Source organism: Sporolactobacillus kofuensis (genome assembly GCF_024125425.1).
Taxonomy (GTDB): Bacteria; Bacillota; Bacilli; order Bacillales; family Sporolactobacillaceae; genus Sporolactobacillus; species Sporolactobacillus kofuensis.
Genome location: NZ_JAMXWN010000014.1, coordinates 21272 through 33421 on the forward strand (window position 1 = coordinate 21272; position 12150 = coordinate 33421).

Consider the following 12150-nt stretch of genomic DNA (forward strand, 5'->3'; position numbering starts at 1 on the left):
TTAATATGGTTTATCGAGTGAACCTTTTTTCAAAACTTAGCCTATCAATTCATCCATTACACAATCATTTCAGTACAAATTTTAATTAATTAATGTGTACTAAAGAGGTTAAACCTTATGGATACACTTGCCATGACTCATTATTCTTTGCATTATTCAGCTAATTTTCCAACCCCAAATGCCCCGACAGTACTCTTTATTCATGACATGATGGTCAATGCAGCTGAGTGGATACCGATGACGGGATATCTTGGAAACCAATTGAATTTTGTAGTCTATGATTTATATGACCATGAAAGAACAGGTGGTAATCATCGGCCGAGCTTCAAAAAATTTATCTCAGACATTTGTTTATTAATCAATCACCTTAAACTCAATAACATTCATATCGTTGGGGATGGTTTGGGTGGAAATATCGGTTTTGAGTTCGCGAGAAGGTACCCTCAACGAGTTGCTTCACTCACTATGATGGCTACTAATTTTTTCTTTAAAAACGATGTAGTGAGTAGAGAACTCACATTACTCGCTCAACTGATTGACTGCGATCGATCGTTGTTCTTTCAAAAATTACTTGAGGTCAATTTTCAAACACTTACCGAGGATAAAATTTTGCTCTTTGAAAATTCTTCCGCGCATGTTTCATCTCGTTTCATCAAAGAGTGTTTGAGCATGCTCCTTAACTTTTATGATCCTGAACGATTTTGCTTTGAAATAGAGCTTAGCAAGTTGAACGTTCCAACACTTGTCCTACATGGCACCAATGATCTGTTTTTCCCAGGGTATCTATCCGCCATATTTTCAGCATGCCTTCCAAACAGTCATTTTCTTACCGTGCCTGGAGCGGCGCATAACCTGCCACTCGATCAGCCGGAAATCACCGCTACCTTTGTAAGTCACTTTATTTTAACAAATAGGAAGTCACCATTTGTTTCTTCACTTCACAACAAACTGGTGAATGAATTTCGAGAGGTATTGAGAAAAAGCCTTGATTTGTCAAAAAATGATCGACATATTCTCAGGATAACAATGATGGGTGAAATCCAAATTCTGTGGAATGATGAATTGATTGAAGGTAAGTGGAATCAGCGTCGTGCGAAAGAGCTGCTCTTGTTTATAATCCTTAAAGGTGGAATGACCACTCGGGATGAGCTGATTCAAACCTTTCTTCCAAGTCTTACGCACGAATCTTCAAGGAATCATTTGCGCGTGCAAATCAATCATTTAAATCAACTTTTTCATGATTCTCCTAATCCTGATGTTCATAACCTTTTGTTGATAAATGAGCAAATGATTGCGTTAAATGCGCAATGTGAAAGCGACATTGGAGATTATCAAAAGTCGTTAGATCAACTTGCTCAGGACACACGCCCCATAAACGATCAATTGTTGACGTTGATTTTATTATTGAAACAGTATGATCCTGACTCCTTCACTTCATTCCACGGGGAATGGATCAATACATTAACTAATCAAATTGAATCTAAATTATCAGACGTTATGGTACATCTGCTCTCAAAATTGAATGTAGAAAAAATGTATTCAGAGATGCGCGGGCTACTCCACTATGGAAAATCTGTTGAGCCTTATGATGGATACTGCGAGGAGCAACTGATGAAAATACAACATCATCTACGGCTTGAATGAATCAATGATAAGTACTGGGAAAGGGGAGCGTTCTAGGTTGTCAACCGTAACTATTGAAAATCATACGCTGAACTATCATTACCATCTATCCGATAAAAATAGTCCAACTCTGCTCTTCATCCACGATCTGTGTATGGATTCGGAAATGTGGAAGTACACGCTGCCACACATGGGACAGCACTTCAATTTACTCACTTATGACTTTTATGGCCATGGCAAAACAACAGACACTCTTGAGCCAAGTTCACTGCATCTCCTCACTCATGAGCTACTCGCACTTTTACACTACTTAGAACTTGATTGTGTTCACATAGTAGGTTGTAAATATGGTGCATTCCTTGCTCTTGAACTGGCTATTAACTACCCAAACCTTGTAAGTTCGCTCGCACTAATCTCATTGCCATTCTATATACAGAAAGACATTTATGATCGTGACGGTTCCATAAACTTACAACTGATCCAGCTCGATCAAGCATTGTTTGTGAAAAAGTATATCATAGAAAACACTTGTCCCGTTGCCTTGTCAAAAGCTCGATTAATCACACGTGCCCTTCATCGAATACCTAACCGTCACCTCTATTCATCATTCAAGGACCTGATCATAAGAAGTGGTCTACCAAATGGCAATACCATGAGTAAACTCAAACAACTTCAGAAACCGATCTTATTCATGCATGGCGAAAATGATCCAATATTTCCCCCAACTCTAGCAATGATCTACAGTCAATTTGCAGCAAACAGCCGGTTCATGGTGATTCAAGCATCTTCTTCCCTCATCCCTCTCGACCAGCCTGAATATGCGGCAGATACACTCTGCCAATTCTTGAACAAATATGATTCAATGTCATCTGTTCATTTGAGAAAAGATGGATTTATTCGTTCATTGCATCAAGTTCTTGAACAAACATATCAATCTCGGTTCGATCACCCATGTGAACTGAGACTGTCCATCATGAGCGGGGTTACGCATGTCTTCTGGAATAACGAGGAACTCAATGCGACATGGACAAGGCGAAATGCTCGGGAACTCCTTCTCTTCATCATTCTGAAAAAAGGTGTTGTTCATCGAGACACAATCATCAATGCCTTCTTAACCGACATGGCTATCGATCACGCCCGTAACCATCTGCGCGTTCAACTAAATTATCTAAACACGCTGTTTCGCAATCAGGCAGATCCGGCTCTTCGACATGTCCTCATCGTCACCCGAGAATCAGTAGCCTTAAATGCTGATGTAAAAAGTGATCTAGGTGAATTTATGGAATCCATTGAAGACATGATCTGGTCTAATGCACCTATTGAAGAACGCGTTCGTAATTTTTTGATCCTTATTGAAGATTTTAAGCCGACTATTTTTCATACATGGAAAGGTGGGTGGATCAAAAAAATAGAACAGCAAATAACAAATCAACTGATACAAATCCTCGAACAGATTCTATTCGTGCTTACTAAAGAAGGAAACGATGCTGAAATTCAGCGAATCCTTAGCAAATGCATGAGTAATGAACTCTATAAAGACCGCTGTGAACACTACACGAACCTTCTGGATCAAAGAAACGGAACTTCTCGTAAAGGGACTCCCCCAATCCCTTCTCAATAATTCTAAGTGCATTAATGATAGAGTTTAGAACAGCTTAATCCTATAAAAAATAGTGTAGTGAGTTCATGTATTTTTACTAAAATCATACTCGTTAATTTCCAAAAAAAGAAAGGCTTACCTCCAATTTTCCGGAGCTAAGCCTTTCTTTAAAAATGAAATCAACCCATCAATTCGCAAATATTGTTTGAGAACGCTACAGGATCCTGTACCGGCAGTCCTTCAATGAGCAGTGCTTGGTTATACAGTAGATTGGTGTACAACTCAACTTTAGACTGATCGTTCAGATCAAAGGCAGCTTTAAGGGCTTTAAACACATTGTGATTTGTATTAATTTCTAGAATTTTGTCCGCTTTGACATTTTCGTTGTTTGGCATCTGGTTCAATACTTTTTCCATCTCAATGGAGACTTCTCCTTCTGTTGCAAAGCATACCGGATACGATTTCAAACGTTTAGACGCGCGGACCCCTTTAACTTTATCAGTAAGGACATCCATCATCTTGTCAAACAAGCCTTTGTTTGCTTTTTCTTCAGCTTCATCTTGTTTCTTGTCCTTCTCATCTTCGAGACCAAGGTCACTGCTTGATACAGACTTGAATTCTTTTTCTTTATATTTCAACAGCATCTTGATCGCAAATTCGTCGATGTCTTCGGTGAAGTACAGCATCTCAAAGCCTTTGTCAGCAACGAGCTCAGTTTGTGGCAATTTATCAATTTTATCAGTTGATTCGCCAACCGCGTAATAAATATATTTCTGATCTTCGGGCATGCGCGATACATATTCATCGAGTGTGACCATTTTCTTCTCTTTTGAGGAGTAGAACATCAACAGGTCTTGCAGATCTTCTTTATGTTGACCATAATCCATATATGCACCGTATTTTAACTGGCGGCCAAATGCTTTATAGAAGGTCTCATACTTCTCACGGTCTTCCTTGAGCAGTTTCTCAAGCTCTTTCTTGATCTTGTGGTTGATATTCTTGGCGATCAGTTTGAGTTGCTTGTCTTGTTGAAGAATTTCACGTGAAATGTTCAGTGACAAATCTTCAGAGTCAACCATACCTTTTACGAAACTAAAGTAGTCCGGAAGCAGGTCCGAACATTTTTCCATGATCATGACGCCATTGGAATAAAGTTCTAGACCTTTTTCATATTCCTTAGAATAGTAATCGAACGGTATACTTTCCGGAATGTACAGAATCGCGTGATAGCGAACCATACCGTCTGCCTGAATATTGATGTAACGCAGCGGTTTATCGAAGCCGTAGTGCTTCTCCATATAGAAGTTCTCGTAATCTTCAGGCTTAAGTTCCGACTTATTCTTACGCCAAATCGGTACCATGCTGTTAATTGTCTGAACTTCTTTTACTTCTTCAAATTCCTTATCGTTATCTTTTTTCGGACGACTTTCCGTTACTTCCATTTTGATTGGGTAGCGGATGAAGTCGGAATACTTCTTGATGATTTGGCGCAGTCGATATTCTTCGAGGTAGTCACTATACTTCTCGTCCTCGGTATCTTCCTTCAAGGTTAAAATGATATCCGTACCTACTGAACTCTTATCTGCCGGCGTTAATGTGTAACCATCGGCGCCTTCCGATTCCCACTTGTAAGCCTGATCGCTGTCCAATGCTTTACTAATTACCGTAACTTTATCAGCAACCATAAAAGAGGAATAAAAACCAACACCAAATTGGCCGATGATATCGTGGTTATCTTTGGATTCATTTTCCGTCTTGAATTTTAACGAACCACTTTGCGCGATCGTACCGAGGTTTTCTTCAAGCTCTTCCTCGGTCATACCGATCCCAGTATCGGAGATCGTCAATGTGTGGTTGTCCTTATCCGGTTTAATTTCAATATAATAGTTATCTTTGTCAAAATTGAGGCTTTGATCGGTCAGCGCACGATAGTAGATCTTATCCATTGCGTCACTGGCATTAGAGATGATTTCTCGTAGGAAAATTTCCTTCTGAGAATAGATCGAGTGAATCATCATATCCAACAATTTTTTGGATTCTGCTTTAAATTCTTTCGTAGCCATCAGTAATCCCCTTTCGTTCGCTTCTTTATATTTATTTCGCTATTGTCGTGAAGATTAGCACTCTTTGCTTAAGAGTGCTAATACTATTTTTATAGCGCATACACTACTTTTTGTCAAATTTTTTCGGGTAGTAACCTTTCTTTTTCACCTTTCTTTAACCGTTTACATGAAGTTTCTCTTCATGATACGATAGAAGTAATAAATCTATAGTAAATAATGGGAGAAAATATGAAAACAGTTTATATCGTGCGACATGGAGAAACACTGCTTAATTTATTAAATCGTTCACAAGGATGGGCAGATTCCCCATTGACATCGAAAGGGACACGACAAGCAGAAGAATTAGGTGAGAAACTACAAGAGCAAGCGATAACCTTTGATGCTGCATTTTCTAGTGACACGGGTCGAGCGAGACAAACAGCTCGGTTAATTCTTGATCATTCTGGAAATGAGTCTTTACCAATAAAAGAACTCTTTAATTTACGTGAAGCATCCTTTGGCCTCTTCGAAGGTGCAGACAACGACGTGATGTGGGAAGAAGGTGGAAAAGCAGCTGGGGAGCTTGGTATGAGTCGGAAATCTTCGATCGATCTGAAAATAAAAGCACTGACCGGCATTAAGAATCTCGATTCGATCGATTATGCGGAAGACTTTCAAGATTTAAAAAAGCGCATTCTTGCACTTAAAGAAACACTGCTCAATACCAACGCGTCAAACATATTGATCGTTACCCACTCACTCTATATCTGCTGTATGCTCTATGTACTTATTTCGGAGGATTTAACCATTGGTAAGGTGCCGAATTGTAGCGTTACCAAGCTTAATGTGAATGAGGGGCACTTCGAATTAGATTATATTGGTCGCACTGAAGAATTGTAATTCGATCGCATAGAACGTGAAAAAGACAAAAGCGAAGCAGATCTTTGTTCCGATCTGCTTCGCTTTTGTCCTATTGATAGACTTTTAATCAAGAGTTGTAAAAAGTCAGTTTATTTCTTCCATAAAATGCCTAATACGCTTCATTGCCTCTTGGAGTTGAGCCATGGATGTTGCATAGGAACAACGAACATGACCTTCACCGCTTTTTCCAAATGCGTTCCCTGGAACGACTACGACACGCTCAGTATGAAGGAGCCTGGTTGCAAAAGTTTCTGAATCCATACCGGTAGATTCAATGCTTGGAAAGGTGTAGAATGCCCCTTCAGGCTTATAACAAGTCAGTCCCATCTCATTTAGCGACTGAACAATATAGTTTCGGCGTTGGCGATAGCTCTTTCGCATCTCCGTAACATCCCGTCGCCCATTTTTTAACCCTTCAATTGCAGCATGCTGTGCCATTGTTGATGCACACATGATCGCATACTGATGAATTTTCAGCATACCTTCCGTGATTTCCTTGGGTGCGCAAACAAAACCTAATCGCCAACCGGTCATTGCCAAATCCTTAGAAAAGCCGCTCACAAGAATCGTTCGTTCCTGCATGCCTTCAATGGCAGCAAAGCTGGTGTATAGCTCATCATATACGAGTTCTGCATAAATTTCGTCAGACAGAATAAGAAGATCATGTTTCTTCGCTACTTTGCAAACCTGTTCCATTTCGTCTCTGCTGAGCATCGATCCTGTTGGATTATTTGGCGAGCAAATCATGATGGCCTTAGTGCGATCAGTTACTGCATCCTCAAGTTGTTCCGGACGCACTTTAAAATCGTGATCGCGTGACGACTCGACAATAACCGGAACACCACCGGCAAGTGTGACAAGTGGTGCATACGAGACAAAACACGGTTCTACAACCAACACCTCATCGCCGGGATCAAGAATCGCGCGCAAGGCAATATCAATTGCTTCACTAGCGCCGACAGTTACGGTAATCTCAGATTCCGGATCATAAGATACGCAATAGTTTTCATCTATATAGTTCGCAATTTCTTCACGTAGTTCGATCAATCCCGCATTTGCAGTGTAAGAAGTAAACCCATCTTTAAGTGAAAGAATGGCTGCCTCACGAACATTCCAGGGCGTAACGAAATCAGGCTCCCCCACCCCAAGGGAAATCACATCAGTCATGCCGGCAGTTGCATCGAAAAACTTACGAATTCCGGATGGTTGCAGCTGGCGTACATGTTTTGCAAGATAAGATGTTTTCAGTTCCATTATGGTGACACCACAATTCGTTTATCGTGATCATCCGAATCATAGATCGTGCCATCATGTTTGAACTTTTTAAGAACAAAATGAGTCGTTGTTGAAATGACTCCTTCAATCGTTGACAATTTCTGACTAACAAAATGAGCTACTTCATTAACCGAGTGTCCTTCCACTTGTACGGATAGATCATAAGTACCTGACATCAGGTAAACTGATTTTACTTCTCTATGGCGATAAATACGTTCAGCGACGTCGTTAAAGCCCACATCCCGCTTAGGTGTTACTTTAACATCGATCATTGCCGTAACCCCTTGATGACCATCAATCTTCGTCCAATCGACTAAGGACACGTAGCGGACAATCACCTTGGTTTCTTCCAACTTTTTAACAATTTGAGTGATCTGATCAATGCTAAGATCAGTCATTTTTGCCAGATCCTCATTTGTTAAGCGGGCATCTTTCTCTAATATTTCCGCAATCTCAATCTCAGTTGCTGTTAGCTTCACGTATATCATTCCTCTCTGAACCTTCTTGCGCCAACTACATTACAGACATTATATAACGGTATGCGGTTGTGAACCACAGAATATGTAAAAATTGTTATAAATCTCGACACATTTATTCACGTTCTTATCTCCATTATTGGTTACATCGGATTGGAAAAATAATTTCAATAACGTATACTTACAATGAATAGAATTGATCAATTGTGCGGAATCATGAAATGAATCGTTACCCGCAAATGGGGGCCTTAAAATGAAACTGGTTGTTGTTCGTCACGGCGAAAGTGCATATAATAAATCCAATCTTTTTTCCGGATGGGAAGATGTAGCGCTTACCACGAATGGAATTGAAGAAGCAAAACAGGCAGGGAGACGGCTGGGAAAAAAACAGATTGAATTTGATTATGCATTTACTTCTGTACTCAAACGTTCGATTAAATCCCTCCAATACATTTTAGATGAAATGCATCAGGAATGGCTTCCGGTTAAGAAGACGTGGCGACTTAATGAACGGAGTTATGGCGCGCTGCAACGTCTGAATAAAGCAGAAACTGCTAACAAAGAAGGAAAAGCATTGGTGAATCGCTGGCGCAAAAGCTATGATGCACTTCCTCCTTTGCTCAATTTAGCTGATCCGAGGCATCCGATTCATGACCGCCGTTACAGTAATGTCGATCCAAAATTGTTACCGAGCGGTGAAAGCTTGAAAACCACGCTCGATCGCGTCCTCCCTTGTTGGGCCGATGAGATTGCACCTTTACTTCTCGGTGGAAAAAATGTGCTCGTCGTCAGCCACAGAAATACGTTGCGCGCATTAGTTAAATACCTTGAAAATATTTCGGATGAAGACATTGTAAATGTAGATGTACCGACTGGTGCACCTGTTGTCTATGAATTTGATAAATCTTTGAACATTCTTTCTAAAGAAGAATTAATTGATGAAGTTAAGATGTAATCCATATATTCTTATTTACATATGTTAAGGTTGTGTTTGTTTGTGAATGCATCACTGCACGCGAAGAGCCGTGAAGTCCTATCACTAGCGATCCCAGCGATGGTGGAGAACTTTTTGCAAACGGTCGTTGGCTTTGTTGATACATTGTTTGTTGCTCATCTTGGACTCGTTGAAGTCACTGCCGTTGGTGTCGCAAATACCTTACTCGCTGTATATATAGCAGTATTTATGGCGATTGGTATCGGTACCTCATCGATTATCGCTAAGCAAATTGGTGCCGGTAATACGGCATACGCGCAACATGCAGCGCGGCAGGCCACTTGGATTTCGTTAATTGCCGGGCTGTTTTTTGGTGTGATTACCTTATGCTTCGCGGAATCCTTGCTCAAATTGATGGGCGCAAGTGGTGATGTTCTGCGTGAAGGCACAACATATTTTCGTATCGTTGGTATTCCTTCACTTGTGATCTCATTAATGATTAATTTTGGTAATGTACTTCGTGCATCAGGTAATACGGTCTCACCGATGATGGTTAGTTTCTGGATGAATCTTATTCACATCGGCTTGGATTATCTGCTCATCTTCGGTATTTTTCAGTTTAGCGGATTTGGCGTTGCCGGAGCAGCCACTGCTACCGTACTTACAAGAACAATTGGAGCAGCAATGCTTTTTCTTGCCATTCGTCGATCATTAATTCGGTTTTCAATTTGGCGAAAAAAAAGTTCTCTTGATACACCAATTACCAAGAAAATCATTCGATTATCAATTCCGGCCACCGCTGAACGGCTGATCATGCGGTTAGGACAAGTCGTTTATTTAGGTTTAATTGTCACTATGGGAACTGAAATCTATGCTGCGAATGCGATTGCTGAGAATATCGAAACCTTTGCCTATCTTCCAGGACTCGGTCTTGGGGTTGCTGCAACGATTTTAGTAGGCAAACAGCTCGGAGCAGAAAAAATCGATGAAGCCTATCAATATGGCCTACTTTCTGCCATCATTTCTGTTGTAATTATGAGCATTGCTGGAGTATTGCTCTTTTTCTGTACCCCATTCTTAGCCGATTGGTTCACCAATCAGCAAAGTACTGCAAATATGATCACCCTAGCGATGCGCATCGATGCCTTTTTTATGCCGCCGCTTGCAGTTGGTTTGGTACTCGCTGGTGCTTTACAAGGTGCAGGTGAAACAAAAATACCGATGTACAGTACAGCTATTGGCATGTGGGGTATCCGGGTAGTGTTTATCTATCTTCTCGGTATTCAGTTTAAAATCGGGATTGCAGGTATTTGGATTGCTCAAGGAATTGATCTCACGGTGAAAGCTGTATTTCTCTATTACTTTTATAAGAAACTATTTATTCGGTCTCGATCGCATAGAATTTCGACGAAATAAATCTCCCACTATATCCTTTTTTTATGAAATTGTACATTTTGAAATAAGGCCAAAGTCCCCATTTACAACAAACTCCTGTTATTAGAGACCATCGGTCACTTTACCGAGATTTGGAAAAGTTTATAATGGAGGCAAATCAACAATCGGGGGTGGGTAAATGCAAATTTCTCCATTTCGGACGATCATAACTACCGGACAGGCAATGAAAAATACTTATAATCAATTGGCTGCCTTACAACAAGAAAAGAAAGCTCAGGAATTTCAAGCGGATCAAGTTCAACTTCGCTCGAGTTCACAGGAAAATCGAGCATCTCTTGTCCATATTGAAGACAAGATATCCGGGCTAAATCGTCAAATTCAGCAAATTCAATCGTCTGGATCTGCTGGTATTTCTGATTCTCTGACAATCAGTAAAACCGCCTATTCCTTACAAAGAAAGAACTAAAGAAAATCCGAGCGATAATTTCTCTCGGATTTTCTTTAGTTCTGAGGTAAATAATTGATCATTTCATCGATGAATGTGTCTAACCAGTGTTTATCCTCGTCCGTACCATGAAAATTAGTACTGAACGTCATCTTTTTACGAAATGTTGTTACTGCTACCTGGAAATAAGGCGCATATTTAATCGATCCTGATATAAATACATCTGTAACCTGAAGATCAGTAAATTTCAGTTTTTGATCATCTACAATTCCAATATTTGTCATCCCATTAACAGGAATACTATAAATTTCCGGAAAAAGCTTCTTAGCTTCGGATAGTGAATGTTTCTCTGTCGCTTCTTCAAGATCCCAGTAGACCCGTAACGGCTCAAGACTTTCTTTCTCTGCATCCATGACGGATTTAACACACGAGAGTGCTTCATCAAAGGTTTCTCCAACATGGCTTGGAACAACACAAGTGATGTTTGACGTAAGATTGCAAAGTCCTGCTTGCGACTCTACTGGCAAATAGGTCCGTAAGTTCACAGGACAGTCAAGAACAATTGGATTTGCATGGAGTACATCGCTTAATGCACAAACATAAGCTGCAAATAATGCGTCGTTAATGGTTGCACCCTTTTTCTTTGCATAGTTTTTAACCGTTTCAAAACGATCAGCATCAATTTGATGTGTTATAATGAACGGATTCTGCGTGTCTCCTGTAAGTGGCAAATAGTCCTTTTCAGTTTGCACATACTTTGTTCGTTGTGCACTCTTGATCTCTCGCATTTGCTCATCATTCATCACATCGAAAACTTGACGAATACTTCGCGATCCGGGATTTGTTATCAATGGATTATTGATTGGTTGGGTCAAGACTAATCTTGAATAACAATCACTCAGCAGATATAAATAATCTTTGAATCCACCGCCATCGCAAAGCATATGATTCAGCACGATCGCTAGTGTATCTTGATTTTCAGTTCTTACAACGGTAATCCGAAGTTGGGGGCCTTTTTTTTCATTTAATTTCACCGTTAATGCTTTTTGGATAGCTGTATCTTTATCTTTATCTTCTTCCCTAACCACTTCAATCATATCTTTACTGGTCCATCCGGCCTCTTCCCAATATGCCTTGTCAGCTTGCTCCAAATAACGGCATGTAAGAAGCGGGAGTGCAGTTACGGTTTTCTGAACCGCCTCTTCTAACAAATGCTCATTTATTGTGGCATCAAATTGGATGACGGCATGCAAATAATGATCATTCTTCATTTTTTCGCCTGAGACAAAATGTTTGATATCCGCACTTTCTGCCGGATATACCTTTTGTTGTATCGTCATTCTTTTTTAGCCTCCCTTAACCTCACATTAAACTTGATTTATTTCCATTTTCTAAATGCTCTCCGTTCTGCATAGATCCTACATGAAGAACAAATAAAA

At 40.1% G+C, this 12150-nt stretch carries 10 protein-coding genes; 6 read left to right on the forward strand and 4 right to left on the reverse strand.

Annotated features, from left to right (window positions below):
- The first annotated feature begins 117 nt into the window (after positions 1 to 117).
- Positions 118 to 1644, forward strand: coding sequence for an alpha/beta fold hydrolase (locus NIE32_RS11395; protein ID WP_253077024.1), 1527 nt, complete (start codon positions 118 to 120; stop codon positions 1642 to 1644).
- A 37-nt stretch (positions 1645 to 1681) separates the two neighbouring features.
- Entirely contained in the window at positions 1682 to 3244 is a 1563-nt protein-coding gene (locus tag NIE32_RS11400; protein ID WP_253077025.1) for an alpha/beta fold hydrolase, read from the forward strand.
- A gap of 158 nt (positions 3245 to 3402) precedes the next feature.
- Here NIE32_RS11400 and htpG read toward each other — a convergent pair whose 3' ends face one another.
- On the reverse strand, positions 3403 to 5286 hold the full coding sequence (gene htpG / locus NIE32_RS11405) for a molecular chaperone HtpG (RefSeq protein WP_253077026.1): 1884 nt from the start codon (positions 5284 to 5286) through the stop codon (positions 3403 to 3405).
- Between the two features lie 228 nt (positions 5287 to 5514).
- Between htpG and NIE32_RS11410 the strand changes: the two genes are divergently transcribed.
- Entirely contained in the window at positions 5515 to 6165 is a 651-nt protein-coding gene (locus NIE32_RS11410) for a histidine phosphatase family protein (protein ID WP_253077027.1), read from the forward strand.
- 105 nt (positions 6166 to 6270) lie between these two features.
- Here NIE32_RS11410 and NIE32_RS11415 read toward each other — a convergent pair whose 3' ends face one another.
- The gene (locus NIE32_RS11415; protein ID WP_253077028.1) at positions 6271 to 7440 is read right to left on the reverse strand and encodes an aminotransferase; all 1170 of its coding nucleotides are present in this window, start codon (positions 7438 to 7440) and stop codon (positions 6271 to 6273) included.
- The gene (locus tag NIE32_RS11420; RefSeq protein WP_253077071.1) at positions 7440 to 7940 is read right to left on the reverse strand and encodes an Lrp/AsnC family transcriptional regulator; all 501 of its coding nucleotides are present in this window, start codon (positions 7938 to 7940) and stop codon (positions 7440 to 7442) included. The genes NIE32_RS11415 and NIE32_RS11420 overlap by 1 nt, the downstream gene beginning before the upstream one ends.
- Before the next feature lie 250 nt (positions 7941 to 8190).
- On the opposite strand from NIE32_RS11420, the gene gpmA reads away from it, so the two are divergent.
- The 3 genes from gpmA to NIE32_RS11435 all read left to right on the forward strand — a co-directional run bounded on the left by gpmA (position 8191) and on the right by NIE32_RS11435 (position 10732).
- Complete coding sequence (gene gpmA / locus NIE32_RS11425; RefSeq protein ID WP_253077029.1) at positions 8191 to 8892, forward strand: 2,3-diphosphoglycerate-dependent phosphoglycerate mutase; 702 nt, start codon at positions 8191 to 8193, stop codon at positions 8890 to 8892.
- A 42-nt stretch (positions 8893 to 8934) separates the two neighbouring features.
- The gene (locus NIE32_RS11430) at positions 8935 to 10287 is read left to right on the forward strand and encodes an MATE family efflux transporter (RefSeq protein ID WP_253077030.1); all 1353 of its coding nucleotides are present in this window, start codon (positions 8935 to 8937) and stop codon (positions 10285 to 10287) included.
- A 157-nt stretch (positions 10288 to 10444) separates the two neighbouring features.
- Complete coding sequence (locus tag NIE32_RS11435) at positions 10445 to 10732, forward strand: hypothetical protein (RefSeq protein ID WP_253077031.1); 288 nt, start codon at positions 10445 to 10447, stop codon at positions 10730 to 10732.
- Between the two features lie 35 nt (positions 10733 to 10767).
- Here the strand turns inward: NIE32_RS11435 and NIE32_RS11440 are convergent, their stop codons facing one another.
- Entirely contained in the window at positions 10768 to 12051 is a 1284-nt protein-coding gene (locus NIE32_RS11440; RefSeq protein WP_253077032.1) for a condensation domain-containing protein, read from the reverse strand.
- Positions 12052 to 12150: the final 99 nt, after the last annotated feature.